This window comes from Alcaligenes faecalis (assembly GCF_009497775.1).
Lineage (GTDB): Bacteria > Pseudomonadota > Gammaproteobacteria > Burkholderiales > Burkholderiaceae_B > Alcaligenes > Alcaligenes faecalis_D.
On the sequence record NZ_CP031012.1, the window covers coordinates 215,165 to 240,206 of the forward strand.

24 protein-coding genes are annotated in these 25,042 nt (G+C 56.7%); 15 read left to right on the forward strand and 9 right to left on the reverse strand.

The window, feature by feature from the left end:
* The first annotated feature begins 7 nt into the window (after nt 1-7).
* The 6 genes from DUD43_RS00955 to DUD43_RS00980 all read left to right on the forward strand — a co-directional run bounded on the left by DUD43_RS00955 (nt 8) and on the right by DUD43_RS00980 (nt 4,719).
* A complete protein-coding gene (locus DUD43_RS00955) occupies nt 8-832 on the forward strand; it encodes a PQQ-binding-like beta-propeller repeat protein (RefSeq protein ID WP_153228766.1) in 825 nt (274 codons plus the stop codon).
* A gap of 64 nt (nt 833-896) precedes the next feature.
* The gene (locus tag DUD43_RS00960; RefSeq protein ID WP_153228767.1) at nt 897-2,033 is read left to right on the forward strand and encodes an ABC transporter permease; all 1,137 of its coding nucleotides are present in this window, start codon (nt 897-899) and stop codon (nt 2,031-2,033) included.
* Nucleotides 2,027-2,824 (forward strand): ABC transporter ATP-binding protein, encoded by a 798-nt coding sequence (locus DUD43_RS00965; RefSeq protein ID WP_153228768.1) that lies wholly within the window; start codon nt 2,027-2,029, stop codon nt 2,822-2,824. The genes DUD43_RS00960 and DUD43_RS00965 overlap by 7 nt, the downstream gene beginning before the upstream one ends.
* Nucleotides 2,824-3,741 carry an MlaD family protein gene (locus DUD43_RS00970; RefSeq protein WP_153228769.1) on the forward strand — a complete coding sequence of 306 codons (918 nt, stop codon included), beginning with the start codon at nt 2,824-2,826 and terminating at the stop codon, nt 3,739-3,741. The genes DUD43_RS00965 and DUD43_RS00970 overlap by 1 nt, the downstream gene beginning before the upstream one ends.
* Nucleotides 3,738-4,373 carry an ABC-type transport auxiliary lipoprotein family protein gene (locus DUD43_RS00975; RefSeq protein WP_153228770.1) on the forward strand — a complete coding sequence of 212 codons (636 nt, stop codon included), beginning with the start codon at nt 3,738-3,740 and terminating at the stop codon, nt 4,371-4,373. The genes DUD43_RS00970 and DUD43_RS00975 overlap by 4 nt, the downstream gene beginning before the upstream one ends.
* A gap of 4 nt (nt 4,374-4,377) precedes the next feature.
* The gene (locus tag DUD43_RS00980) at nt 4,378-4,719 is read left to right on the forward strand and encodes a hypothetical protein (RefSeq protein WP_153228771.1); all 342 of its coding nucleotides are present in this window, start codon (nt 4,378-4,380) and stop codon (nt 4,717-4,719) included.
* A 194-nt stretch (nt 4,720-4,913) separates the two neighbouring features.
* Here the strand turns inward: DUD43_RS00980 and DUD43_RS00985 are convergent, their stop codons facing one another.
* A complete protein-coding gene (locus DUD43_RS00985; RefSeq protein ID WP_153228772.1) occupies nt 4,914-5,594 on the reverse strand; it encodes an HAD family hydrolase in 681 nt (226 codons plus the stop codon).
* Between the two features lie 206 nt (nt 5,595-5,800).
* Between DUD43_RS00985 and dctP the strand changes: the two genes are divergently transcribed.
* The 3 genes from dctP to DUD43_RS01000 all read left to right on the forward strand — a co-directional run bounded on the left by dctP (nt 5,801) and on the right by DUD43_RS01000 (nt 8,754).
* On the forward strand, nt 5,801-6,775 hold the full coding sequence (gene dctP, locus DUD43_RS00990) for a TRAP transporter substrate-binding protein DctP (protein WP_153228773.1): 975 nt from the start codon (nt 5,801-5,803) through the stop codon (nt 6,773-6,775).
* A gap of 129 nt (nt 6,776-6,904) precedes the next feature.
* Nucleotides 6,905-7,429 (forward strand): TRAP transporter small permease, encoded by a 525-nt coding sequence (locus DUD43_RS00995; RefSeq protein WP_153228774.1) that lies wholly within the window; start codon nt 6,905-6,907, stop codon nt 7,427-7,429.
* A gap of 2 nt (nt 7,430-7,431) precedes the next feature.
* A complete protein-coding gene (locus DUD43_RS01000; protein ID WP_153228775.1) occupies nt 7,432-8,754 on the forward strand; it encodes a TRAP transporter large permease in 1,323 nt (440 codons plus the stop codon).
* A gap of 889 nt (nt 8,755-9,643) precedes the next feature.
* Here the strand turns inward: DUD43_RS01000 and DUD43_RS01005 are convergent.
* The 3 genes from DUD43_RS01005 to DUD43_RS01015 are packed head-to-tail and all read right to left on the reverse strand — an operon-like array spanning nt 9,644 to nt 12,747.
* A complete protein-coding gene (locus tag DUD43_RS01005; RefSeq protein WP_153228776.1) occupies nt 9,644-9,949 on the reverse strand; it encodes a zinc ribbon domain-containing protein in 306 nt (101 codons plus the stop codon).
* A complete protein-coding gene (locus tag DUD43_RS01010) occupies nt 9,949-11,109 on the reverse strand; it encodes a thiolase family protein (protein WP_153228777.1) in 1,161 nt (386 codons plus the stop codon). The genes DUD43_RS01005 and DUD43_RS01010 overlap by 1 nt, the downstream gene beginning before the upstream one ends.
* Before the next feature lie 21 nt (nt 11,110-11,130).
* Nucleotides 11,131-12,747: an ATP-dependent acyl-CoA ligase gene (locus tag DUD43_RS01015; protein ID WP_153228778.1), complete on the reverse strand. Its 1,617-nt coding sequence runs from the start codon at nt 12,745-12,747 to the stop codon at nt 11,131-11,133.
* Nucleotides 12,748-13,103: 356 nt separating this feature from the next.
* Between DUD43_RS01015 and DUD43_RS01020 the strand changes: the two genes are divergently transcribed.
* A complete protein-coding gene (locus tag DUD43_RS01020) occupies nt 13,104-14,060 on the forward strand; it encodes a Bug family tripartite tricarboxylate transporter substrate binding protein (RefSeq protein WP_026483815.1) in 957 nt (318 codons plus the stop codon).
* Nucleotides 14,061-14,294: 234 nt separating this feature from the next.
* On the opposite strand, the gene DUD43_RS01025 is transcribed toward DUD43_RS01020, so the two are convergent.
* On the reverse strand, nt 14,295-14,963 hold the full coding sequence (locus tag DUD43_RS01025; protein WP_153228779.1) for a GntR family transcriptional regulator: 669 nt from the start codon (nt 14,961-14,963) through the stop codon (nt 14,295-14,297).
* Between the two features lie 147 nt (nt 14,964-15,110).
* On the opposite strand from DUD43_RS01025, the gene DUD43_RS01030 reads away from it, so the two are divergent.
* Together DUD43_RS01030 and DUD43_RS01035 are read left to right on the forward strand one after the other, a co-directional pair.
* Nucleotides 15,111-15,995 carry a LysR family transcriptional regulator gene (locus tag DUD43_RS01030; RefSeq protein ID WP_153228780.1) on the forward strand — a complete coding sequence of 295 codons (885 nt, stop codon included), beginning with the start codon at nt 15,111-15,113 and terminating at the stop codon, nt 15,993-15,995.
* 106 nt (nt 15,996-16,101) lie between these two features.
* On the forward strand, nt 16,102-17,349 hold the full coding sequence (locus DUD43_RS01035; RefSeq protein WP_153228781.1) for a D-amino acid dehydrogenase: 1,248 nt from the start codon (nt 16,102-16,104) through the stop codon (nt 17,347-17,349).
* A gap of 198 nt (nt 17,350-17,547) precedes the next feature.
* Here the strand turns inward: DUD43_RS01035 and DUD43_RS01040 are convergent, their stop codons facing one another.
* On the reverse strand, nt 17,548-18,558 hold the full coding sequence (locus DUD43_RS01040) for an acyltransferase (RefSeq protein ID WP_153228782.1): 1,011 nt from the start codon (nt 18,556-18,558) through the stop codon (nt 17,548-17,550).
* 278 nt (nt 18,559-18,836) lie between these two features.
* Between DUD43_RS01040 and rmuC the strand changes: the two genes are divergently transcribed.
* Nucleotides 18,837-20,204: a DNA recombination protein RmuC gene (gene rmuC / locus DUD43_RS01045; RefSeq protein WP_153228783.1), complete on the forward strand. Its 1,368-nt coding sequence runs from the start codon at nt 18,837-18,839 to the stop codon at nt 20,202-20,204.
* A gap of 6 nt (nt 20,205-20,210) precedes the next feature.
* Here rmuC and DUD43_RS01050 read toward each other — a convergent pair whose 3' ends face one another.
* From DUD43_RS01050 to DUD43_RS01060, 3 genes are all read right to left on the reverse strand, one after another.
* Nucleotides 20,211-20,582, reverse strand: a complete 372-nt coding sequence (locus DUD43_RS01050) for a helix-turn-helix domain-containing protein (protein WP_153228784.1) — start codon at nt 20,580-20,582, stop codon at nt 20,211-20,213.
* A gap of 2 nt (nt 20,583-20,584) precedes the next feature.
* A complete protein-coding gene (locus DUD43_RS01055) occupies nt 20,585-20,887 on the reverse strand; it encodes a type II toxin-antitoxin system HigB family toxin (RefSeq protein WP_153228785.1) in 303 nt (100 codons plus the stop codon).
* 61 nt (nt 20,888-20,948) lie between these two features.
* Nucleotides 20,949-23,519 (reverse strand): EAL domain-containing protein, encoded by a 2,571-nt coding sequence (locus DUD43_RS01060; RefSeq protein WP_153228786.1) that lies wholly within the window; start codon nt 23,517-23,519, stop codon nt 20,949-20,951.
* A gap of 177 nt (nt 23,520-23,696) precedes the next feature.
* On the opposite strand from DUD43_RS01060, the gene DUD43_RS01065 reads away from it, so the two are divergent.
* Together DUD43_RS01065 and DUD43_RS01070 are read left to right on the forward strand one after the other, a co-directional pair.
* Entirely contained in the window at nt 23,697-23,975 is a 279-nt protein-coding gene (locus DUD43_RS01065) for an acylphosphatase (protein WP_045930570.1), read from the forward strand.
* A gap of 155 nt (nt 23,976-24,130) precedes the next feature.
* Nucleotides 24,131-25,027, forward strand: a complete 897-nt coding sequence (locus tag DUD43_RS01070; protein ID WP_153228787.1) for a MurR/RpiR family transcriptional regulator — start codon at nt 24,131-24,133, stop codon at nt 25,025-25,027.
* Nucleotides 25,028-25,042: the final 15 nt, after the last annotated feature.

A 25,042-nucleotide genomic window follows, 5' to 3' on the forward strand; every position in this document is an offset into this window, starting at 1 on the left:
GCTGGAGATGGCAGTTGCCTATGTAACTTTGGGCTCGCAGCGCTACAAGGTAGAGCGCGCCTGGACTCAGGCAGATATCAGCAGCATCACCAGTGTGGCGGTGCTGGCTGATGGGCGCATCGCCGCCTTGTTGCGTCGCCCGGCCTGCGTGCTGGTGCTGGCCCCGGATGGGCAGGTGTCAGCGCGCTGGTCCCTGGAGGACATCCTGTGCCCGCACCATATCAGTGCCCGTCCCCAAGGCGGGGTGCTGGTCACGGATCTGGACGGACATCAGGTTCTGGCGCTGGATGCCCAAGGTCATGAACAATGGCGTTTGGGCAAACCCGAGCAGCCACGCTGGCAAGAGCCATTCAACCACCCCACACATGCGGTCGAGTGCGCCGATGGTGGCTTGTGGGTCACTGATGGCTACGGCAATACTGTGGTCCATCGCTTTGATCCGCAACGCCAATGGCTGGCGGCATTGGGGGCGCCGGGCTCCGGTCCTTTGCAGTTCAGCACGCCCCATATGCTGGCTTGTGCCGCCGACGGCTCGGTCTGGGTAGCTGACCGGGAAAACAACCGTGTGCAGCATCTGGATGGGCAAGGCCGTTATCTGGGTGAACTGCGCCCCATGCACAAACCCATGGCAGTGGCCGTGCAAACAGACGGTTCGGTACTGGTTAGCGACCAAACGGCCAGTCTGTCCTTGTTCGACCCGGATTCGGGCACCCTGGTAGGACGTTGCCGGGTACAAGGCGTGTACGGACACGGCCTGTCCGCCGGTTTGGACGGGCGTATTTATATCGCGGAAATGTTGCCGGATTGTTTGACCTGCTTACAGCCTGCTTAATTGTCCACAAAGCATGAAAAAGTAGTCGGCGCTATGGAAGCTCTCAAAGCAAATCCATTAGACTATGCGCATGAATACGTCCGTGCCTCTGTATGTTCGTACAGATTCCTCCGGCCAGCTGCAATTGCTAGGCGATTGGTCCTTGCGTCACTACGAAGCGCTGCAAAGCAGTTTGCGCTCGCTCAGTGACAAGCAGGGTCCTTGGTCTTTGGATTTCAGCGAACTGAAGTCCCTGGACACCACAGGTGCGCAAGTCCTGTGCGAATGGCTGGGTGCCGAGCGTGTGCAAGCGGCCTTGGACAGTGCTCAAGGCTTGTCCAAAGAGCGCCATCAATTATTGCAAACCGTTGCCAAGGCGATGAGCCGCATGGATCATGGGCAGTTGGTCCCGGCGCGCTGGGGCATTACGGATTTGTTCGAGCGCGTGGGCCTGTCCATGGTCCACATCTCGCGCAATGTGCGTGAGCTGCTGGGCTTTATCGGCTTGACGCTGGAAACCCTGATTCTGAATATGCTGCGGCCCAGCCAGTGGCGCGTCACCTCGATTGTGGCGCAGCTGGAAGAAACGGCCTTTAACGCCGTGCCTATCGTGGCCTTGCTGACTTTCCTGGTGGGCGCGGTGATCGCGTTTCTGGGGGCGACGGTGCTGGCGGACTTTGGTGCCACCATCTACACCGTGAACCTGGTCGGCTTTTCCTTTTTGCGTGAATTTGCGGTGCTCTTGACCGCCATCCTGATGGCAGGCCGCACCGCCAGTGCCTTTACCGCGCAGATCGGCTCCATGAAAGCGAACGAGGAAATCGACGCTTTACGTGCCCAGGGCTTGAACCCCATGCTGATTCTGGTCATTCCACGCGTACTGGCCATGCTGCTGGCCATGCCTATTTTGACCTTTGTGGGCATGGTGGCCGGGATCTTCGGTGGCGGGCTGGTCTGCGCCCTGATTCTGGATATTTCACCCACCATGTTCATCAATATCTTCAATCAGGATATTGATTTGCGGCACTTCGTGCTGGGCATGGCCAAGGCTCCGATCTTTGCCTTTTTGATTGCCGTGATTGGTTGCCAGGAAGGTTTTAAAGTCACCGGCAGCGCGCAGTCCGTGGGTGAACACACGACCTCGGCGGTGGTGCAGTCCATCTTTATCGTGATCCTGATTGATGCGCTGGCAGCGCTGTTCTTCATGGAGATGGGATGGTAGAGGCCACCGCTCGTCCCATTATTCAAGTACGTGACCTGGACAATCGCTTTGGCGATCACGTTGTGCACGAGCATCTGGATATGGATGTGTATCCCGGTGAAATCGTGGGCGTAGTGGGTGGCTCCGGCACCGGCAAGTCCGTGCTGCTGCGCTCCATTCTGGGATTGCGCCCGCCTACTGGTGGCACTGTACGCATTTTTGATCAGGAAATTGGCACGCTGTCGCCCGAAGCCCGTTCGCGGCTGGAGCGTCGTTTAGGTGTGCTATTCCAGCAAGGGGCCTTGTTCTCCTCGCTGACGGTGGTGGAAAACATTGCCATGCCTCTGATCGAACACATTGGCCTGTCCCGTTCCTCTGCAGAACATATCGCCGCCATGAAAATGTCTCTGGCGGGTTTGCCGGCCAATGCGGCCACCAAATATCCGGCCGAGCTGTCCGGTGGCATGATCAAGCGTGCCGCCTTGGCACGTGCTCTGGCGCTGGACCCGGAAATCCTGTTTCTGGACGAACCTACTGCCGGTCTGGACCCGGTGGGCGCGGGTGATTTCGACCAGCTTATTTTGACCTTGCGCGATGCGCTGGGATTGACCGTGTTTCTGGTTACACACGATCTGGATACGCTCTACACCATTTGTGACCGAGTGGCCGTGCTGGCGGAAAAGCGCGTGCTGGTCAACGACACATTGGCGCGGGTAGAGCAAGTTGATAACGACTGGATCCGGGAGTACTTCCACGGTCCACGGGGACGGGCCGCCGAACAGGCCCAAAACCGTCGTCAGGAGCATAGTTAATGGAACCGCGTGCCCATCATGTATTGATCGGGGTCTTTACCTTGGTAGTGGCTGTGGCTGCTGTCCTGTTCTCGCTTTGGCTGGCCAAGGCCGGGCAAGATGCCGAGACCCGCGATTACGATATTGTCTTTCTGGAAGGTGTGCGTGGTCTGTCTCGTGGCAGCGCCGTGCAATACAACGGCTTGCGCGTCGGTGAAGTGCGCCAGCTGCGCCTGGATCCGAACGACTTGCAGCGTGTGCGCGCGCAAGTGTCGATTCAGGCTGCCATCCCTATTCACGAAGATACTCAGGCTCGCCTGGCATTGGCTGGCATCACCGGTCAATCCGTAATCGAGCTGAGCGGTGGCACACCCAATAGCCCCTTGCTGGAAGCCACAGGCGATGGCCTGCCCACGATTGTGGCCTCGCCCTCTCCGCTGGCCCAATTGATGGCGGGGGGTGAAGAGCTGATGACGCAAATCTCCAAGCTGCTGGATAACGCCAATACCTTCTTGTCCTCCGAGAACTCCAAGTCCCTGTCGGCCAGTTTGCAAAAGCTGGAAGCCTTGATGGGCCAGCTCTCGACCGCCAGCGAAGGTGTACCGGCTTTGGTGAAAGAGCTGTCCCAGGCCAGCCAGCAAGCCACGACTCTGCTGTCTTCCACGCAGGGTCTGGTAGACCGCCAGGGTACGCAGGCCATGAATGCCATTCAGAAATCCATGGAGGATTTCAGCCGTGCGACACAAAGTCTGAACAAGCTGCTGGAGCAAAATTCGGCAGCCATTGGCCGCGGTGCTCAGGGTCTGACCGAGATCGAACCCGCCTTGCGTGAATTGCGTCAGGTACTGGCCGGTTTCCGCGCCGTTACCTCCCGTCTGGAAGATAATCCAGCTGGCTACCTCTTGGGTCGCGACAAATTACAGGAGTTCACACCATGATGCCCACTGTTGTGCGTCGTTTGTTGCAGGCATCGCTAGTCGGTCTGGCTGCCTTGTCCACTGCCTGCTCGGTTCTGCCGCAGGCTGAATCGCTGACCTATTACCAGCTTCCCGCTGTGGCATTGACGGCCCAGCAAGCCCCGGCGGCACACAAGCAGCTGATTATTCAGGTGAACCGGCCCCATGCCGAGCGTCTGCTGGCCAGCTCGCGTATTACGGTTCTGCCGCAAGGCAATGAGCTAAGCGCGTATAAGGGCGTGCGTTGGGGTGACGATGTGCCCGCCTTGCTGCGCAATCGTCTGGCCGATGCCTTGCGTGATGCCGCCCAATTCCGGGCGGTGGTGCTGGATAGCGAATCCGTGATTGCCGATCTGGAACTGGGCGGCACGCTGGGTGCCTTCCAGGTGGAGTACATTCAGGGCGCACCGCGTGTGCGCATCCAGTTTGATGCGCTGCTACGTAATCAGCGCTCCGGTGAATTGCTGCAAACCCGTCGTTTTGTTGTACAGCAGGATGTCGTGGGCACCGCCGTGCCACAGGTGGTTGAGGCATTTGGACAGGCAAGCGATGCCTTGTCCTTGCAAGTCAGCCAATGGTTAGCTTCATTAACTGTTCAGGCCAATACTCTTTAATGACATGTACGAGTCACGTGATGAGCCCCTGATTACGGGGTGGCAATTTGCCAAGCGCCTGTTGGCGCATGCCCTTATCGGTATTGTTTTCGTGGCCTTTTCACTGATGCTGGGTGCATTGGGCCATATGTGGTTTGAAGAGAACGTGCACTGGCACGATGCGGCTTTAAATGCCGCCATGATGGTAGGTGGGCTCGGTCCGATGACCTTGCCTGAAACATGGGCTGGCAAAGTGTTTTTTGCTATTTATGGTGCGTATATCAGTCTGGTATTGGCCGCGACCTTCGGGCTGATTATTGCTCCTGTGCTGCATCGGATTTTGCATACCTTCCATCTGGAAGACTAAGCAAAAGATAAAAAACCGCACGCTAAGCTTTTGGCTTGCTGCTCCCGAAGGGGAGCTTTGTGCTGGGGGCTGAGCCTGGAGTCGGCCCGACGGCAAAAAAGGCGCTGTGTTTTGAGCAGTTCCAAAGGGTGGGATCTCCCTCTTTTGAAGAAACTGCCTAAAACACAGCGCCTTTTCTATTGCCTGGCGATGAATCAGCCTTGTACCCGTTCCTGCTCCAACTTGGCGATCAAGGCGGGTAGCTCGTCCATGCGGCGGAAGGTGTCACGCACGCCCAGGCTGCGCAATTCCTCTTCCTTGTCAGGAACCGGGCAGTAGCCCAGCACGGTTGCGCCTGCGGCCAGGCCTGCGCTTGCGCCAGTCACGCTGTCTTCCACGACCAGACACTGTGTGGGGTCAACGCCCAGACCGTGGGCAGCGGCCAGATAGACATCCGGGTAAGGCTTGTTGCGCGGCGTTTCAGCGCCGCTATAGATGTGGGTGCCGAAGTAATCCAGCAGGCCGGTCTGGCCCAATTGCAGCACCAGCTTGGCGCGGTCTGCGCCGGACGCGCAGGCAATCATGCCGGGCTTGTCACGCAAGATGGTATCGAGCGTGTCCTGAATACCGGGAATGGCCATGACTTCATTGGTCAGCGCATGGTTGCGGCGCATGCGAAAGGCCATCACCCATTCCATATCCAGATCTTTACCCGTCATCTTGCGCACGGTGGGCAGTTCGTCGGGCAGAGCCTTGCCAATGAACCAGTCATAGCACTGCTCGTACGTCATCACCCAGCCTTCCTCTTGCAACATATCCCGCAGTACACGAACCGTGATTGGTTCGCTGTCTACCAGCACACCGTCACAATCAAACAGCACAGCGGAAAATGTCATGGGTAATACCTTTTAAGCCAACAAAACTAGAAGTCTGTGATGATACAGCAGGCGGTCCGCATACAGAATTCAGGTGCAATATCGGTGCCAGACCTTATGGGCCCGTAGCGCGCCTAGTGAAAACCCCGACTTATAAATAATTGATTATTGATATATTTATATCTAAACTAAAATTTCATAACAAACCTTTCTGCGGAAGTTCCGTCATGGTGCATAAAACAACTCGGGTGGTGGCAGCGGCCTTGCTGGCTTTGGGAATGGCTGGCGCGCAGGCAGCGGAAGTAACGCTGAAAGCGGTGTCTGTCTTTACGATGGACACCTTCTTTACCAAGCGCTTCAAACAGTTCGTTGACAAGGTCAACACGGAAGGCAAGGGCCTGGTACAGATCAATGTGATTGGTGGTCCAGAGGCCATTCCTCCTTTCGAGGTCGGTAACGCACTGCGTTCCGGCGTGATTGATTTCGCCAATACCACTGCCGTGTTCCACGCCAATCTGGTGCCTGAAGCACTGGCTCTGACGTTGACCGAAAAACCCATGAGCGAGCTGCGTCAGAACGGCGGCTACGAACTGATGGACAAGATTCACCGCGAGAAAGCCAACATCACCTGGCTGGCCCGCACGACGGATGGTTTGCAATACCACATCTACACCAACAAGCCTGTGACCTCGGCAGACCTGTCGGGCTTCAAGCTGCGCGGTGTGCCCGTGTACTTGTCCTTCTTCCGCGAAATTGGCGCAACGCCGCTGCAGATTCCACCGGGCGAGGTCTACACCGCGCTGGAGCGTGGCGTAGTGGACGGCTATGGCTGGCCTTCCGTGGGCGTGATGGAAATGGGTTGGCATGAAAAGACCAAATACCGTGTGGAGCCAGGCTTCTACAACGTGGAAGTGGGCTTTTTCATGAACCAGAAGAGCTGGGAAAAACTGGACGAAGACCAGAAAGCCTTCATGCGCAAGCAGATCGAGTGGATGGAGTCGCAGAACGTGACTGAACACCAGATGGCAATTGATGAAAAAGCCGCCACCGAACAAGCCGGTGTGCAAGCTCTGGTTCTGGAACCTGAAGTGGCTCGTGCCTTGCGCACCAAAGCTTACGAAGCAGGCTGGGCCGGTATCGACAAATCCAGCCCCAAATACGCCGCGCAACTGCGTGAACTGTTTGGTGGTTATCACCCTTAAACAAGATTGCGGATTACGTAGTTTGACAGTGGACATTGTGCCCTTGGGACAGTGTCCACTTTTTGATGGTGCCATACGGGCGGCAAGATGCCCGCCCTTTCAGTGACCTTGATCTGCGGAGAAGACGCGATGTCTGCTGCAACAGCCCCGGAAGGCTTGCCTTCCAACACGACCTGGGGGCGTCCTTACGCCCTGTTAATGAACGCTTGCGGAGCCGTCGCGGCCCTGACCTTCGGGCTGATGAGCCTGCTGGTTTGTGCCGACGTGGTGCTGCGCAACCTGGGTTACGACGCGCTGTCCACCAGCGTGGAAGTAACCGAATACATGCTGATCATTGCCACCTTCGTGGCAGCACCGTGGGTGCTGTACCTGGGCGGCCATATCCGTATCGACGTGCTGTTCAACAACCTTCCCCTACCCATGCAGCGCTTGCTGGACCTGATCTCCAACCTCTTGGGCTTGTTCGTCAGCGCTGTGCTGGCCTGGCAATGTGCCGTGGTTGCCCTGGATGCCCACGAACAAGGGGCCATGGTGTTCAAAGCCCTGGTGTTCCCGGAGTGGTGGCTGAATCTGCCTTTGCTGTTTGGTGCATCCATGTTGGCGCTGGAATTCCTGCGTCGCCTGATTTCCCGTCCTGTTGAGCAAGGAGTCTGAGCATGGAATGGCACATGGCCTTGATCCTGCTGCTGGGATCACTTTTTCTCTTGATGGCCATCGGCACACCGGTGGTCTTTGCCTTCTTGTCCGTGAACTTGCTGGGTGCGTGGCTGTTTCTGGGTGAAGCGGCTGGTTTGGCCCAATGGGCGCGCAACACCACCGCCTCTATTGGCAGCTTTTCCTTAACTCCTATCCCCTTATTCGTACTGATGGGAGAGGTGCTTTTTCATACCGGATTGGCCTTCAAAGCCATCGACTCCATCGAACGCATGATCTCGCGCGTGCCGGGCAAACTGTCCATCGTCAGCATTCTGGGCGGTACGACCTTCGCTACCTTGTCGGGTTCGTCCATTGCCAACACGGCCATGATGGGCGGCGTGATGTTGCCAGAAATGCTGCGTCGCGGCTATCACCCCACCATGGCCATGGGACCCATCATGGCAGTAGGCGGTATCGCCATGCTGATCCCACCTTCGGCATTGGCTGTCATGCTGGGTAGCCTGGCTGGCATCTCCATCGAACGACTACTGATTGGCGGCATCCTGCCCGGCATGTTGATGGCAGCAGGCTTTCTGGCCTACGTGGTCGTGCGCAGCCGCCTGCGTCCGCAAGACGCACCCATGAGTGACGAAGATCCAGCCACTCGTCTGAAAGGCTGGGCCTTGTGGAAACCCTTCGTGTTTAACGTTGTGCCATTGCTGGGTATTTTTATTGCGGTGGTTGGCTCGATGCTGGCCGGTTGGGCATCGCCCACCGAATCGGCCGCGATCGGCGTGGTGGCTTCTGTAATCGCTACCATCGCCTACCGTGCCCTGACCTTGAAAGCCTTGTGGAAAAGCCTGATCGAAACCGCCAAAGTCTCGGTTGTGATCCTGTTCATCCTGGCCGCGTCCACCACCTTCGCACAACTGCTCAGCTTCTCCGGCGCCAGCGCAGGCTTCCTGGGCATGATCAAAGACTACAACCTGTCGCCCTTCGTGCTGGTGATCTGCATGTTGCTGGTGCTGCTGGTCATGGGCATGGTGCTGGATCAAATCTCCATGATGATGATCGCCTTGCCCTTCTTCATGCCCCTGGCCCTGGCCGCAGGCGTGGACACCGTCTGGCTGGGCGTGATGATCCTGATCGCACTGGAAATTGGCCTGCTGACCCCACCCTTCGGCCTGCTGCTGATCGTGATGCAAAGCGTGGCACCGCCATCCATCCGCTTGCCCCATATCTACAGCGCCGCCGTGCCCTTCCTAGCCATAGAAATAGCCGTACTGGCGCTGGTCCTGTTCATCCCCTGGATTGCCATAGGCCTGCCAGGACTGATCGGATAACACAGAGCAGGCAACTTGAAAGCGGGACAACAAGCATATTGTCCCGCGTAGAAAGCCAGAGTCTGGAAACGCTTTCAAAACAAAAAACCTCAGTTCGGCACATGCCAAACTGAGGTTTTTTATACTCGATAGTGCTGATCGTTTTTGCCGCCTATTTATGTGTAGCAAAGTGATTGATGTGGAAGCGGTACATAAGAACTTTAACGATCTTGCTGTTCATCACCGAGGTCGATTTGAGAGACGAGCAGGCTGCAGACAGTGTTCGTACCGACAGCGTTCAAGTCAGCTTTTAAGGCTTAAGAGCATAAGCCCACGTCTTTAACTTGTGTGTAGTAAAGCGTACTTAGACATTGGCAAATACGGGCTTAGGACATTGATTGCCTACCCCATCTTTCCAAGCAACCTCATTGATCAAGCAGCTCTACGATCAACCATTTCTACGACCAACCCTCTCGTTAAGAACACGAAGTCGGAGCATTCAAACCCCAATCAACAATCGTCCGATAAAAGATGCTGTGAGCTGATTGAGGGGCTGTCCCGGTGTTGGGGCGGATCAGGTGACTTGCCGCAGGCAGATAATTGCGCAGGGGTGCAAGCACCTTGCTGTTTGAGTCCGACGTTTGTGGTTTGTCCGGGGGACAAACCACCGGACGAGTTCAAGGTGCGCCCGTAGCGATTATCTGACCAGGGCACCGGCGCGCAGCGCCGGCAAGTTACCAGCCCCGACACCGGGACAGCCCCTTAATCAGCGTCTTCTAGTCACCTTCTTCATCGCGTCGAACAGTTGCTGACTCCAAGCCTTGAGTCATCCCGATCTCTACACGCTGGGCATCTAAACCCAACCCCATCCAGTCAAGCCATTCCAAAGAAAGCTGTTGAGAAAGTGCCTTTACTTCCGCACAGGATCAGCATAGATCCCGCCATCCCGCAAAGCCAAAGCGACCTTATCTTCCCGCTGCACTGACTCATCCAGCACACGAGCAATCAACACCGGCCCTGCATCGCTGGCCACCGTTGCCAGCATATACACGCTCGGCTTCTCGCCAGAGGAGAGGGCACTACGCGTCAGTTCTGTGACCACACCAGACGTACATGTCTGCGCCTCAAACTCATCCCCATGACACTTCGGACACAAGAACCGCGCCGGAAACACCCGATGATCACACTGCACACAACGAAAGACAGAAGGACTCATCACAAGGCCTCCAAAACAAGAGCCGTCGAACACATCCCATAGCGATACTCCACCATGCCATAGCCCGTGACCAAGCCATAACGGGCCTGGGCCACCTGACGCTCCCCGGCCTGAGCGCTTAACTGACGCATCACTTCCACCAAACCATGCAAGCTGCACGCCGCCCCGGCCTGCCCGGCCGACAACTGCCCGCCAGACGTATTCAAAGCCAGACGTCCTGACGCAATAGATTCATGGATAAATTGCTTCGCTCCATCCGCCTCAAAAAAGCCCAAATCCTGCAACTGCGCCAGCACCATGACCGGGTAATCGTCATAAATACTGACCACATCCATCTGCGCCGGACTCAAGCCCGAATCCGCCCACAAGCTTGGAGCCAAAGCCGCCAGACCCGTGCTCAAGCCGTCGCCTTGCTGATCATCAATATTATGAAAACTGCGTAAAGCCTTCACCGTAATTTCAGGCTGATTCTGCGCCGCCGGATGATCCGCGCGCATCACAATCAAAGCATTGGCCCCATCCACCACCGGCACACAATCCAGCCGCGTCAAAGGGTCCGCCACTTCAGGCGCATTCAGATAATCATCCAGACTCATGGGACTGCGATACACCGCACCCGGATTCATGCCGGCCCACATGCGCTGGCGCATCACCAAGGCCGCATAATCCGCTCGCTCCAAACCCAGCTTGCGCATCTGATTCGCCGTCAGCATGGCAAAGCGATGATTCGGACTGCCAGCCCCCAAAGGCCGCAAATGATCGTAAGTCGTCTGGTTATAGTTCTCGACCAGTTGCTGGAAATCCTTGGCTTGAAAATGATCCCCGGCCACGATCGCAATACAGCGTGCATCACCCGCCTGAACAGCACGAATAGCGTGCTGCAGAATATTCAGACCGCTGGCACCGCCATTGCTGTCATCCATAATCCAGCCCACCTTCAAGCCCAGCTTCCAGGCCAGATCAATAGCCCGATCCGGTGCATGGGTAAAGGAGGCTACCCCCAGACCATCAACATCGCTGGCCTTCAGGCCTGCTGCGGCAAGAGACTGCTTGAAAGCCTGGGCCAGCAGCTCGGACGTGCCAAGCTGACCACGCCGGGTGTAGGTGACCTCGGTTGCGCCCAGCAGGCGCACCGTGTCCAGATTGAAGTTAGGCGTCATATCGAATTCCTGTGGCAGCGATCAGCGGCGAACCTGATAGCCTGCTTTTTCTCTATCCCAGGTGTCGGGGCCAATGCCGCGATCACGCAGGGCAAACTTTTGAATCTTGCCATTTTCCGTGGTGGGCAAGACTTGGGCAAACTCAATAAAGCGCGGTACGGCAAAGTAAGGCAGACGGCGCTCACAATGCTGCAGCAGCTCCTCGCAGCTGACCGTGCAATCCGGGCGCAGCACAATCATGGCCATGACTTCATCCTCGGCCAGCTCGGACTTGGCGGCATAGACGGCAACCGTATGGACAGCAGGATGACTGGCCAAAGCCTGTTCGACTTCGTAGGAAGAAATGTTTTCACCACGACGGCGAATCATGTCTTTCAGACGGTCCACAAAGCGGTAGTAGCCATCGGCATCGCGCACGACGCGGTCACCCGTGTGGAACCACAGGTTTTTCCAGGTCTCCACCGTCTTGTCAGGCTGACCGTAGTATCCCAGCGCGAAGGCATAGGGTTCATCAGCGCGCAGCAACAGCTCGCCCACTTCACCGTCTGGCAGCGGGTTGTCGTTTTCATCCACGACCAGCGCCTCAAAGCCTTCAGAGACGCGGCCCATATAGCCATTGCGCTGTTCCTGAATGCCACGGCCCATCACATAGTTGGTTTCGGTAGAGCCAAAGCCATCCAGCAGATGCATGTGGCAGCGCTCCAGAAACTGGCTATGAAACTGCTCGGGAACACCGGGGCCCAGGGCAATACGGGTCTTGTGCAGCTTCTCTGCCGCTGTTTCTGGCTTGGACAGCAAGATAGGCACCATGGCGCCCAACAGATAGGTAATCGTCGCGCCGGTTTCGTACAGATTGTCGAAGAAACGGCTGGCCGAGAAACGCTTGTCCACCACCATGCAGGCGTCGCTGACCAGGGCCTGGAAAAACGTGTTCAAGGCATTGGTGTGGAACATGGGCAGGCAGGTGTACAGCACATCATCAGGCTTCATGCCCAGCTTGCTGGCGGTGTAAATACCCCACCAGTAGAACTGGGCGTGCGGGCACTGCACCCCTTTGGAAGGGCCCGAGGTGCCGGAGGTGTACAGAATGGCTAGCGTATCGCCGGGGCCTATATCAGCAGGCTCGCAGTAATCGCCCAAAGGAGGCAGATCGCAGGTGGCTACAGCCAGTGTTTGTGCGGCTTCCTGGCCCTGAATCAACCAGGCTTGCTGAACAGCAGTGGCACCAAGGTCCACATCTGCCAGCAGTGGTGTCAGATCCGTTTCCACCACCAGCAGACTGGCCTGGCTATTGCACAAGATGTGCTGCAACTGCGCCCCACGCGAAGCGGTATTGATAGGCACCACAATCGCGCCCAGCCAACCACAACCCAGAACCATATCCAGAAATTCGTGGCGGTTGGTACATAGCAGGGCAACACGGTCGCCTCGTTTGATACCGGCACGGCTCAGACGGCTGGCACTGGCGGCAGCTGCCTGCAGGGTTTGCTGGCCGGTGTAGTGGATGTTGCGGTCTGAAAACAGCGGAGCATCACCCATGCGCTCTGCGCGCAGGCGCAACAGGGCGGGCACCGTGCGCTGCGTGGCAGGTATTGAAAACAGCGGCAATTCAGAAGCTGGAATGGAATGGGCGTGCATGATCAATCTGTCTCCCGGCCAACGCGCGATCAAGGCGGCAAGCCGATATGCATGGGTGAAATTACTAATATCCTGCAAACAGTATACTGCAATATATTATTTTGAAATTCCTGTCCTTCACCGGAAAAACCCGAAGTAGCAGAGCTCACCAGGCAGTGGTATTTCGCGTAAACCAGGGGCGGAGCAAGGACAGAAAAGGAGGCGTTTTGCAGGCCAGGGCAGTACGGCCAGCAAGACGGTTGATCAGGTTTATGGACGACAGTCGATCAGCAAAAAGCAGGCCAGGCTCACGTGTTTGAGCGAATGTGCTTCACAATGACTTTGAATAAGCCCACAGGGGCAACGGGGATAGAACAATGAAGGTATGGCTTAAGTTGGCAACGTGTTGTGCGCTGATGTTGGGTGCACAGGCCCATGCTCAAAACAAGAATGTGACGCTGGTTGTGCCTTACCCTCCGGGCGGTGCGGCTGACCAGTTGGCGCGTGTGATTTCCCAGGAAATGGGCACGCGCTTTGATCAGAAAGTCATCGTGGAAAACCGCCCTGGTGCGGGTGCCCAGGTTGCCATGAACGTGGTGAAAAACGCCAACCCCAGCTCTTTGGGTACGGTGCTGTTCCTGGCCGATAGCGGTGCTTACTCCCTGAATCGCCACCTTTATCAGCGTCTGAATTACGATGTAGCTACCGACCTGATCCCCATGACGCTGGCTGCCAAGGCTCCTGTGTTCCTGCTGGTCAATAAAGACAGCCCCTTCAAGACCGTTCAGGATCTGGTCGCTGCTGGCCAGAAGCAGGAACTGACCTACGGTTCGCCAGGTATGGGTACCGGCACTCACCTCCTGGGCGAGATGCTGCGTAAAGAAACCGGCGCTCGTTTGGTGCACGTGCCTTACAAGGGTGCAGGTCCCGCTTTGATTGATGCCGTCAGCGGCCAGATCGACTTTATTTTTGACGTGCTGACGGGCAGCCGTGGCTTCCTGGAAGATGGCCGCCTGCGCGCGATTGCCGCGGCGACAACTGAGCGCAGCCCTCTGCGTCCAGACGTGCCTACGATTGCCGAAGCCGGTATCCCCAATGTGGCATTCACCATCTGGTGGGGTATTTCGGCCAAAGCCGGTACGCCTGACGAAGACGTAGCCCGCCTGACCGAGCAGCTGACAGCTGTCCTGAAAGAGGATGCAGTGGTCAAGAAATTCGTGGACTTCGGCATCCAGATCGAGCCTTCCACTCCCAAAGAGTTTGCTGATCTGATCGAGCACGATGCTCAAGCCATGGGACCAACCATCAAGGCCCTGGAAATCACGCTGGACTAAGCCGTGATGGCTTGAAGAAAAAAGGCGCTACGGCGCCTTTTTTTGTCGTGTGTGGGCTGTCCCGGAACCATGAGGGGGCACTGTCTTCAGCACACAAGACAGTTGCTTGGGCTGAAGAGCCAAACTTGCATATGGTTTACAGCCGAGGCTTTATATTGCCGGTGCTTGAGCAGGAAGCATCGACGGCGGCAGCAATCACAGCCTGCTTCGCAGCTTCCTGTTTATGCCGAACTGTTAAGCCAGCAATTCCGCCTGTTTGAGGCAATACGCCGAGCAGCAAATGACCAGATTTTCCATAATCAGATGGGCCGCCTGCTCTTCCTGGCGCTCGCTGAAGGCCTGACAAATCGCCTTGGCTCGCTGCATGGTTTCCAGACGGAATTGAGGGTCTTGCAAGCAGGCAATCCGGGCCTGATCGGCCTGATCATGCAGACGCGCCATCGTATCGACCAGCTGCTTGTTGGGCACCATGCTGATCCAGGCGCTGCGGAATGCCCAGTTGGCCTGAATATTGTCGATAGGGTCGCCCTGCTGATGCGTGGCTTCAATGCGGCTCAAGGCCTGTTCCATGGCCAGCATGCCCACTCTGCTTTGATTCACGCAAGCCAGCTTGGCGGCCGGTGGTTCCAGTAGCAGGCGCACTGAGAAAATATCCTCAATATCCTGGGCGGTGTAGACCCGCAGCACAAAGCCGCGCGACGTCCCTTCCAGTACCCCTTCGTTTTTCAGTTGCAGCAAGGCTTCACGCACCGGCATGCGCGAGACATTCAGGCTGGCGGCAATTTCGTTATCCACCAGCCGCACATCAAAGCCAATTTTGCCCAAGGCAATGTCCTGGCGCAGCATGCCGTAGACTTGTTCACGGATATTGGGTTCGCGTTTTTTATAAGGATTGGCAGCCATAAGCTCGCCCGGCGCCTGGCGCACGGCAAAAGACTCAAAGGGCTATAGGATACCAAGTAAGCCATGGGGGCTGACGCGTTTTATGTCAGGCCAAGTTGCAGGATAATAAGTTGTTTTCAGACCAGCACGCAGCAGGAGGGCCAGTCGATGCGGTGGCGGCATGTAGAAATTTTTGATGCGATTTGCCGTGGCGGCTCTTTGACGCAGGCCGCGCAGTTGCTGCATATCTCTCAGCCTGCGGCCAGCAAAATGCTGGCGACGGCAGAAATGCAGCTGGGCTTTCGCTTGTTTGACCGTGTGCGTGGCCGCCTGATCCCCACGCGTGAGGCCAGCATTCTGGCCCCCTACGTTGCGCGTCTGCATCAGAACCTGGATGACGTCAGCCGACTGGCGCGCAATCTGCGCTCTCACCATGAAGGTTTGTGGCGTATCGGCAGCAGTCCGGCTTTTGGTCTGGAGCTATTGCCAGTGGCATTGAGCCGTTGTCGTCAGGCTCACCCGGCCATGAGCTTCGAGCTGCGTACCCATCACAGCGGTGAGCTATTGCAAGCTCTGGAAACGCGCGACCTGGATATGGTGATGAGCTTTGATCAGGGCGAATCTTCCGGCGTGCAACAGCAGGTGCTGGCCCATACCGAACTGGTGCACGTTACCGTGCCGGGCGTTGCGCCTTTGCGTCATTGGGAGGAGATGGCCGAGCGCGCTTTCATCGCTTTGGACGCTGACGATCCTGTCGGCGCGATGGTGGAAGACCTGCTGCAAAGCTATGTCCCCGATGTGGCTCCCTCTATGCGTGTACAGACCCATTACGTGGCTTGCGGCCTGGTTTTACAGCAGGTGGGTGAGGCCCTGGTGGATCTGGTCACGGCCCGAGCCATGCAAGGCCGAGGCCTTGCCATACACCGCTTGCCCGAGCCTTTGCCGATTCCGGTCAGCATTTTGACGGCCCATGATGATGCCGGTTCTGGCTCGCGTGAGCGTGTGCTGGATCACATCCGGCAGGCTCTGCTGGAGTGCCGTTTCCCGGACTGAGCAGAAAGCTGATTCTATAACCCTGGGTTATGGAATGCGCCAACTATTCATTGGCGCTCTAAGGCGGCCCCCAAGACAATAGAGGCCAGTTATTGGGGGTATTTCCATGCATGTATGTATTATCGGCGCCGGTGTAATTGGCATGAGCACCGCGTTCATGTTGCGCCAGAAAGGGGTGAAGGTCACGGTACTGGAAGCCGGTTCACAAGTGGCCGGACAGACCAGCTTTGCCAATGGCGGACAGCTGAGCTACAGCTATGTGGCCCCCCTGGCTGATCCCGGTGTGTTCAAGGATTTGCCACGCTGGTTATTGAATAAAGACTCGCCACTGCGCTTCAAACCTGCGTTGAGCCCGCAGCAATGGCGCTGGTTGCTGCATTTTCTGAAAGCCTGCCGAGGCGATGTGGTGCGCCGTACCACCGCGCAGATGCTGACCCTGTCCTATCTGAGCCGCGACATTCTGCACGACTGGCAAGCGCGCTTCAATCTGGAATTTGCCCATCAAAACAATGGCAAGCTGATTGTGTTCCGCAGTCCCGGCCCATTCCAGCATGCGCGTGAACAGGCGCAATTGCAGGCGGATATGGGATCTTCGCAGCAAGTGCTGGAAGCGGCCCAAGTGCTGGAGCTGGAGCCTTCTTTGCAGGCGTTGGGCTCGCGCTTGCAGGGTGCGATTTATACACCTAGCGAAGAAGCGGGCGACGCTTATCTGTTTTCCGTGGCCTTGCATGAGCGCATGCAAAACGACAGCGACTATCAGCTGAAACTGAACACGCCGGTGCAGCGCTTTGTGATGGAAGGGCGTGATATTCGTGCCGTGCAAACCGCAGAAGGCGAGATACAGGCGGATCAGTTTGTTGTTGCCAGCGGTATGGGTACGGTTCCTTTGCTGCGTCAGCTGGGTGGCCGTCCTCTGATCTACCCATTAAAGGGCTACAGCTTGAGTCTGCCACTGGAAGGCCTGAATCAAGCCGTGCCGGCTATCAGCGTGACCGACTACGAACAGCGCATTGTGTACGCCCGTTTGGGTGAAGTGCTGCGTATGGCCGCAATGGTGGATATCGGCTTTGATGGGCTGGATATTCCCGCTGCCCGTATGGCGACCTTGAAGCAGCAGGTAAAGGATCTGTTCCCTGGCCTGCCACTGGAAAAGGCCCCGACCTGGGCCGGTTTGCGCCCTGCTACGCCTTCGGGCAAGCCGGTCGTGGGGGCCAGCAAGCTGGCTGGTCGTTTGTGGGTGAACGCAGGCCACGGAGCATTGGGCTTCACCCTGGCTTGCGGTAGCGCAGCGATTCTGGCGGCTCACCTGACGGGTGAGGCTTCGCCTATTGATGATGCGCCGTTTCGTCCTTAAGCCTTGAAGCAGATGATCGAGGCTGGACGATCAATTGTCAGTGGCCGGTTATGGCTTACGGTTGTTGTATGTATTGAATGATAGGTGCCAGATAGTTTGCCGCTACTAATCAGTAGCGATGATTGCGCGCCAGTAGATGTAGATGGGCAAGTTTCCCCTTGGGGGCTTGCCCATTTTTCATGTCTTACGTATTTGTTTTTAGACGGTCGCCCGCAGAACCGGCGTCGCTTTGAAGCCGGCCGTCAGCAACAGGGATAGACCATAAATTGCCACCGCCAGCACAGGAATCGACCACAGCGCATTGAAATCCAGTGCCGTGAACAGGTAGCGGTACATCAGGTCGATCAGCCAGGGGTGGATCAAATACACTCCCAAGGTCAGCTCCGCCAGATGGGCACTGATACGCGAGTTGATCAAGGGCTGATCCCAGTCACGCAGCAGTAGAATCAGCGCGATGGACATGGGGATGACGGTGATGCTCAGGTAATCATAAAAGTACGCACCCGTTTGCCTATCGTGCGTCATGGCCAGCGCATAAAAGCCCCATGCTGTTGCCGCGATACTGCTGAGCAGTACCGTGATAGTCAGCCAGCGAGGCACATTCACCGGCACTTTGCGCAGCAGATAACCGAGCAGAAAATAGGGCAGATAGGACAGGAACCAGGTAAAGAAAGGCGCAGAGTGGGTGTTCAGGTCCGGATTGCTGAGGGTGCTAAGGGCCGATAGCACAAAGGCTGCCCCGGTCAGCGCGGCCAGCTGCCTCAGGTTGGTGTTCTGGACCATCCGACGCAAAAAGGGCGTGAACAGGTACAGGAACACAATCATGTACAGAAACCAGAGATGGAAATAAGGCCGACCCTGCAGCAGCCGCTCCAGATAGGGGTAGGGGTCTGCCTCCGGCGTCCACCAGTGCTGCTTGAAGGCCGTCCAGCCCAGGTAGAAAGCGGTCCAGAATAGCAGCGGCAGCAAAACCCGCGCTGCCCGCTTGCGATAGAACAGCTTCATGCCTTCCTGGGGGCGAGGCTCCAGCAAGAGTGCCCCGCTGACCATGACGAAGACCGGCACACACCAGCGGGTGGCGGCATCGTAAAGATTGCCACTCCACCAGTTGGCTGTGCCCAGCTCGGCATTCAGGACGGCGTAGGCGGCTATATGCAGGCAGACGACAGAGAAAATCGCCACGATCCGTGCATTGCTGATCCAGTTCATGACAAGACATAAAAATCAGAGACCTCCCCATCCTAACGAGCAGACGTTTCTGATTTGTCCCCCAAATACGGGATTTAGCGTCCAGTTTTATCTGGATGTGACTGCTTGGCCGGAGGTTTTCTGCGGATGCAGGCTGGATGAAAGCATCCCGCTCTCTGTCGAGGAAGACTGAAAAAGGGTGTATAAATTACCAGCGTTATACGGTTAAATAGCAGGCTTAGCCAGACAGACCAGCCAGGGCATTCCTGAGCGGGCGGTGCTGGGCAGGAGTACGGTGGATGGAGCTGGATTTGCGGGGCTTGGATATGCTGATTGCCTTGGTCGCCTTGGCGCTGGGTTTGCTGATCGGGCTGTGGCTGCGGGCGCGCATGAGTGCGCCTATCGAGCAGGCATTGGAGGATCGCTGCGCACGTCTGGAACAAGATCTGGCCCAGGCTCAGGAGCAGACTCAGGATGCGCAGGACAGGGCCGTGGAATTGGACAAAGAACTGATACGCCGCGATGCCCAGCTACAGGCTCAGGAAATGCGTAATCAGGCCATACAAGAGGACCTGGAGCATAGCCGCGAGCAGATGCGCTTGCAGTTCGAGTCCCTGGCCCAGCAGATTCTGGAGGCTAAAGGACAGACCCTGCGTCAGGATAGCCAACGTACTTTGGATGAAATGCTGCGACCGTTTCGGGAGCAATTGGCGGGTTTCCAATTGCGTGTGAATCAAGTGCACGATGAAGCCGTCAAAGGTCAGACCGCCTTGAGTCTGGAGCTGCAACGCATGCAGGAAATGGGTCTGCGCATGAGTGCCGAGGCTCACTCCCTGGCGGTGGCACTGAAGGGCGATAAAAAGACCACTGGCAACTGGGGTGAAACCCAGCTGGAAAAAACGCTGGAAGTGGCCGGTTTGGTGCGAGGCGTCCACTTCGACACACAATGGCAGGCCCGTGACGAGCAAGGCCGCCTGCGATACCCCGACTTTGTCGTGCACCTGCCGCAAGACAAGCATCTGGTGCTCGATTGCAAAGTGTCCCTGGTGGACTACGACCGCGCCATCCGCGCCCAGACGGATGAAGAGCGTCAGCAAAGCCTGCAAGCTCATGTGCAGGCGCTACGCAATCATATTGATGATCTGGCTTCCAAGGATTACAGCGCCTTGCCCGGCTTGAGCAGCCCCGGCTTCGTGTTCATGTACGTGCCCATCGAAGCGGCCTATATGCAGGCTTTGCAGCATCATCATGGCCTGTTTGATTACGGCCTGGGCAAGAATGTTCTGATGGTTTCGCACACAACCTTGCTGCCTATTTTGCGCACCGTAGCCAATATCTGGATGATGGTGCGCAGCAACGAGCAAGCCCATGAATTAAGCCAGCGTGCGGGTGATATCTATAACCAGGTATCCATTCTGGCGGAACGTCTGAAAAAGCTGGGTGAAACCTTGGGGCAGGCAGGCAAGCACTACAACAGCACAGTGACAGCACTGGCAGGTCAGCAGGGGCTGTATGGTAAGGTCAGCCGCTTTGCCGAGCTATCGGCCAGGGCTAAACGTACCCAGCCCGGCATTGAGCCTTTGCATACGGATATAGAACACGAACGGCTGGATTGGGTATTGCTGGAAGATGAGGTGCCTGGCCAAAACAAGGACGTTGATGCCTGATGGTGTTTAGACCAGTGTTTGGGGCCGAATCAAGCTTTCGGCTGGGATACCAAGGGCGGTGTGCAAGCGCCAGATCATTGGCAGTGTCAGGCCGCGTTTGCGATTCAGGACCTCGTAGACGCGATTGCGCTTACCGATCATTGGCTCCAAGTCTTTGGCCGTCAAACCACCTTGTTCCATACGGAACTTGATGGCCTCTACAGGGTCTGGCAAATCAATCGGATAGTGTTTGGCTTCATAGGCCAATACCAGTGTGGTTAGCACATCCAGACGATCGCCATCAGGCGTGCCCAGATCTGGGTCAGACTCCATAAGCCGAGAGATTTCTTTCAGAGCCGACTTGTAATCGGCCTCGGTGTGTACGGGGCGGATTTCCATGTTTACTCCATTTCAATAGTTTCGGCGTCGACCTTGTCGTACTCCTCGTGAGTGCCGACAAATTTTACGTAGACGATGCCTAGTTTGAATGCCACTGCAACAATCAGGCGGTAGTTGTTGCCTTTGATGTTGAAGACGACACGCCGATTCTTCAAGATACTGGCACTACGATAGTGAGCCTTGATATCGGTGGGTTGAGTCCATTGCGCCTTAGTCGCTTCGTCGACCCATGCTTTGATGGGCTGCTCTGCGTCGGGGTGTTTCTCCCAGAATTGGCGAAGGGTGCTGACGGCTATGACTCGCATGATCTGATATTAGTCCCATTTTGGGACTAATGCAAGATTGTTGGAAGGGTGATGCAGGAGCTTACTGTGGCTCCACCGGTCCGCAGTCTTGCTGAATCACTTCCAGCCACTGCTCCACCAACTGCGGTGCGCAGAACAGGTAGCCTTGCAGTGCATGGCAGCCTCGGCGCAGCAGAAACTCTTTTTGCTGCTCGTTTTCCACACCCTCGGCCACGACATGCAGGCCTAGCTGTCTTGCCATCGCCAGCACGGTGCGCACAATGGCGTTGGCTTCCTGTTCCATGGGTACACCCAGGATCAGGCTGCGGTCCATTTTCAGTTCGTACAGCGGCAGGCGGCGGATGGCGGCCAGGTTGGAGTAGCCCGTGCCAAAGTCGTCCATGGAAAAGCGGATGCCCAGGTCTTTCAGCTCTCGCATCATGCTGTTGGCGGAGGCAAAGTCCTCCATCAGCACGCCTTCGGTAATTTCAAAGATCAGTCGGTGGGCGGGAGCGCCACTGGTTTCCAGAATCTGGCGGGTGCGGCGGGCAAAGTCAGGTCGGCGGAATTGAATCGGGCTGACGTTGATGGATATCGGGAACTGGCATTGCTGGGTTTGCAGCAGTAAATCACATACCGAGGCCATGATCCAGTCGCCCAATGGAGTGATCAAGTCTGTGCTTTCCGCCAGCGGGATGAACAGATTCGGTGTCAGCATGCCGCGGCTAGGGTGCAGCCAGCGCAGCAGCACTTCAGCGCCGCAAATGCGGTTTTGCTTGTCGTATTGAGACTGTACGAACAGGCGCAATTGATCGGAGCCGATGGCAAAACGCAGATCGTGCTGCAGGTTCAAATGCTCCTCGACGGCCTCTTGCATGCCGGGTTCGTACAAGGTGATCTGGTTGCGGCCATTTTCCTTGGAGCGATACATGGCCGTGTCGGCCTGTCGCATCAGGTCTTCCGAGGTCAGGGTGCTGTCGGTAATCAGGGCCAGGCCAATACTGCTGCTACTCAGGTAGGAGTGGCCTTCGATGCTGTAAGGCTCTTCCAGGCGCGTGCGCACCAGCTCGGCAAATTCCAGCGCTTCTTTGTAGCAGTCGCGCACGGTGCCGGGATGCAGGATTTTCAGGATGACAAATTCGTCCCCGCCCAGGCGGGCCACGATGTCCTGCGGATCAATAATCAGGGACAGGCGGCGTGCGACTTTGCGCAGCAGGGCATCACCAATGGCGTGCCCGCGAGCATCGTTAATGTGCTTGAAACGGTCCAGATCCAGGAAGTACAGCGCACCGGGCCGCTTGTACGGCTCTATGGTCTGCAGGTGACGTTCCAGACGTTGCAGCAGCAGGCGACGGTTGGGCAGCTCGGTGAGTGGGTCGTAGAAAGCCAGCCGGTAGTTCTCTGACTGCGTGGCTTTCAGGGCCGAGATATTGGTGGAGATGCAGTACAGACTGGTCTGCCGGGTCTCGGGGTCCTTGACCGGCATTTTGATGGAGAAGAACGTGGCGCGGATATCGCCTTTTCGGTCGCGTACCACTTCTTCGACGGCCAGGCGCTCGCCGCTGTACAGCACCTGTTCGTCGTTATGACGGAACTCGTTAATAGTCTGCTTGTTGGCGTACAAATCCTGGTCGGTTTTGCCCACAATGCTGACGGTGGTGTAGTTCAGGTCTTCACACAGTTTGCGGTTGGCGTACTGATAACGAAACTTGTCGTCCTTGATATAGACGTAAGCATCAATCGCATCCAGCACGGTATGCAGATGGTGCTCGGTACGGACCAGCTTCTTGCGCTGACGACGCAGACCAATACGCATCAGGGTGACGGTCAGCAGGGCAATGGTCAGCAAGACACCCAGCGTCAGCAAGGCGGGGATAATCCAGGGCTTGGTCGGTTTCTCGATCAGGCGCAGGCCCCACTGGTTCAGCGTTTCTGTGTAAAACGGGTCGTTATTGTCTTGCCACTGCTTGATATGGGTATCAATGGCCGCCAGCAGGTCCAGGTGGCGGTCCTTGGCAGTCACAAAGTAGGTATTGGTCGGCTCCAGCCGGATGGGGGCGGTTTTCAGGCCATGCTCGCCCGCATGGCGTACCCCAAATAAATGGCCGACTACTGCGGCGTCGGCCTGTTTGGTTTGGACCAGTTTCAGTGCGTTGTATTGGGAATCGGTGATGACCAGCTTGGAACCCAGCTCCAGTTTCTGCAAAATATTGTAGAGCTGGGTTAATTGCAGGGTTCCGCTCATGACGGCAATGCGTTTGCCATTCAAGTCGTTCAGCGCACCGATATGAGTGGTTTTGCCGGTGAAGATCTGAGACCAGTCCTCCAGCACGGCGCGACTGTGAAAGCTGTACAGGGCGGCGCGTTCAGGTGAATAAGCCAGGCCGGGCACAATATCCAGCAAGTCATTTTGCAGGGCATTCAGGCATTGCTGCCAGTCGCATTGCACGGCTTCCAGGGTCCAGCCTTCACGCTTGGCAATTTCCAGCAGCAGCTCGCCCATGATGCCGCCAGGCCGGGCCTGGCTGTCCAGCAGCAGTTTGGGTGGGTTTTCGTAAATACCCACGCGCACAATATGCTGTTGGGAATGCGGTGCAGCATGGGCGGCGGGGGATACCCACCCCAGAGCGGCCAGCATGCCTAGCACGTACATTGCCCTGCGCAGCGATAGAGTAAAAAGGCGGGGCAAGTTCATAGGGTAGAGGCTGCACAAAGCAGGTAATCGGGAGCGGGTGCGGTCATGCAACAATGATGCGACTAATTTAACTGAATATTGAGATGCGGGGCGGATGCTGCCACATTTCGGGCACAAATAGCAGGGAGCAGGCTAATGGCGGATTGTGAAACGGTAGAAGTGTGTGTTAAAGGGCGGGTGCAGGGGGTGGGTTTTCGCGCCAGCGCCTTGCGCCATGCTCATTTGTACGGCGTCAAAGGGTGGGTCAGCAATGCCGGGGATGGCTCGGTAGAGCTGCTGTTGCAGGGCAGCGCGGATGCCATAGACAGTATGGTGAGCTGGTTGTATATCGGCCCCGAGCAGGCGGTGGTTGAGCACGTGGATATACAGCGCTCTTATACCGACAAGCGGTATGATTTTTTTGAGATTCGCTAGCAAGCGAGAGCGGTGATCTCAGCGTTGATTGGGCCCGCCCCGAAAAGAAATAATTATAGTTATTAGCGGGCAAACCCTAGGAAAACATTTGTTTTTTTTGACGCTCTCCAGATTAACATGCGTTTTATTGTGTTGATGTGTGAGTAGGACGACAAATGGAGCCCTTGTTGCGTTTGCAGCGTATCTTGCCTGGCCTGACGCCCGAGTTGCGTCGTGCTGCTCAATGGGTGGAGCGCCACCCGGTTGAAGTCAGCCTGTGGTCCATGCGCAAACAGGCGCAGGAGTTGTCCATTGCTCCGGCCACGATGCTTCGTCTGGCCAAAGCGGCGGGCTACGAAAGCTATGACTGCTTTCGTGAGCCGTTTCAGCAGGCATTGCATCGCAATGGCGGCACGATGGCAGCGCGGGCCCAGAATTTGCAAGGCAACCGGGCTTCAGAGCAACAAATACGGGACCTGGGGGAGCAACAGGAGATGGCCCTGGAGTCTGTCTTGAGGCTTAATCCCGTCAGATCGCTAGACGCCTGTGCCCAGGCGATTCTGGGTGCTTCCAAAGTGGGTTTCATGGGTTTGGGAGTGAGCTTTGCCTGTGCGTTCCAGATGCATTATGCGTATCAATTGATACGCGGTAACGGCGTTCTGCTGAACCGGGCTGTGGACTTGTTTCTGGAGCTGGAGGCTGGCCTGGACAGCGGGGGTGTGCTGATTGTGATCAGCCAGGCTCCGTATGTGAAAACAGTGGTCAATAGTGTGCAGCAGGCGGTGCAGCGTGGCATTACCGTGGTCGCCATAACGGACAGTGTGCTGTCTCCGGTGGCGCAGGGCGCCGAGCATGTCTTGTTGTTTGATGCGCAGACCAGCGAGCAGCCAGCGGCCAGTTTTTTTCATTCTCTAGTGGGCACCGTCACGGTTGCCGAGCATTTATTGGCACGAATTGCCACCCTGGGCGGCAAGACAGTGGTGCAGCGCCTGGCGCAACTGGAGTCCTCATTTCGAAGTCAGGGAGTTTATTGGCAACAGGACGAGGCGGTTGGCTCCGCTCCGTCTACGTAAAGAAACCGGTCGTAC

Excerpts from the sequence above, each read along its gene's own strand:
- DUD43_RS00955 (WP_153228766.1), top strand. The coding sequence starts at position 8 with ATGGCAGTTGCCTATGTAACTTTGGGCTCGCAGCGCTACAAGGTAGAG.
- DUD43_RS00960 (WP_153228767.1), top strand. The coding sequence starts at position 897 with ATGCGCATGAATACGTCCGTGCCTCTGTATGTTCGTACAGATTCCTCC.
- DUD43_RS00965 (WP_153228768.1), top strand. The coding sequence starts at position 2,027 with ATGGTAGAGGCCACCGCTCGTCCCATTATTCAAGTACGTGACCTGGAC.
- DUD43_RS00970 (WP_153228769.1), top strand. The coding sequence starts at position 2,824 with ATGGAACCGCGTGCCCATCATGTATTGATCGGGGTCTTTACCTTGGTA.
- DUD43_RS00975 (WP_153228770.1), top strand. The coding sequence starts at position 3,738 with ATGATGCCCACTGTTGTGCGTCGTTTGTTGCAGGCATCGCTAGTCGGT.
- DUD43_RS00980 (WP_153228771.1), top strand. The coding sequence starts at position 4,378 with ATGTACGAGTCACGTGATGAGCCCCTGATTACGGGGTGGCAATTTGCC.
- DUD43_RS00985 (WP_153228772.1), bottom strand. The coding sequence starts at position 5,594 with ATGACATTTTCCGCTGTGCTGTTTGATTGTGACGGTGTGCTGGTAGAC.
- dctP (WP_153228773.1), top strand. The coding sequence starts at position 5,801 with ATGGTGCATAAAACAACTCGGGTGGTGGCAGCGGCCTTGCTGGCTTTG.
- DUD43_RS00995 (WP_153228774.1), top strand. The coding sequence starts at position 6,905 with ATGTCTGCTGCAACAGCCCCGGAAGGCTTGCCTTCCAACACGACCTGG.
- DUD43_RS01000 (WP_153228775.1), top strand. The coding sequence starts at position 7,432 with ATGGAATGGCACATGGCCTTGATCCTGCTGCTGGGATCACTTTTTCTC.
- DUD43_RS01005 (WP_153228776.1), bottom strand. The coding sequence starts at position 9,949 with ATGAGTCCTTCTGTCTTTCGTTGTGTGCAGTGTGATCATCGGGTGTTT.
- DUD43_RS01010 (WP_153228777.1), bottom strand. The coding sequence starts at position 11,109 with ATGACGCCTAACTTCAATCTGGACACGGTGCGCCTGCTGGGCGCAACC.
- DUD43_RS01015 (WP_153228778.1), bottom strand. The coding sequence starts at position 12,747 with ATGCACGCCCATTCCATTCCAGCTTCTGAATTGCCGCTGTTTTCAATA.
- DUD43_RS01020 (WP_026483815.1), top strand. The coding sequence starts at position 13,104 with ATGAAGGTATGGCTTAAGTTGGCAACGTGTTGTGCGCTGATGTTGGGT.
- DUD43_RS01025 (WP_153228779.1), bottom strand. The coding sequence starts at position 14,963 with ATGGCTGCCAATCCTTATAAAAAACGCGAACCCAATATCCGTGAACAA.
- DUD43_RS01030 (WP_153228780.1), top strand. The coding sequence starts at position 15,111 with ATGCGGTGGCGGCATGTAGAAATTTTTGATGCGATTTGCCGTGGCGGC.
- DUD43_RS01035 (WP_153228781.1), top strand. The coding sequence starts at position 16,102 with ATGCATGTATGTATTATCGGCGCCGGTGTAATTGGCATGAGCACCGCG.
- DUD43_RS01040 (WP_153228782.1), bottom strand. The coding sequence starts at position 18,558 with ATGAACTGGATCAGCAATGCACGGATCGTGGCGATTTTCTCTGTCGTC.
- rmuC (WP_153228783.1), top strand. The coding sequence starts at position 18,837 with ATGGAGCTGGATTTGCGGGGCTTGGATATGCTGATTGCCTTGGTCGCC.
- DUD43_RS01050 (WP_153228784.1), bottom strand. The coding sequence starts at position 20,582 with ATGGAAATCCGCCCCGTACACACCGAGGCCGATTACAAGTCGGCTCTG.
- DUD43_RS01055 (WP_153228785.1), bottom strand. The coding sequence starts at position 20,887 with ATGCGAGTCATAGCCGTCAGCACCCTTCGCCAATTCTGGGAGAAACAC.
- DUD43_RS01060 (WP_153228786.1), bottom strand. The coding sequence starts at position 23,519 with ATGTACGTGCTAGGCATGCTGGCCGCTCTGGGGTGGGTATCCCCCGCC.
- DUD43_RS01065 (WP_045930570.1), top strand. The coding sequence starts at position 23,697 with ATGGCGGATTGTGAAACGGTAGAAGTGTGTGTTAAAGGGCGGGTGCAG.
- DUD43_RS01070 (WP_153228787.1), top strand. The coding sequence starts at position 24,131 with ATGGAGCCCTTGTTGCGTTTGCAGCGTATCTTGCCTGGCCTGACGCCC.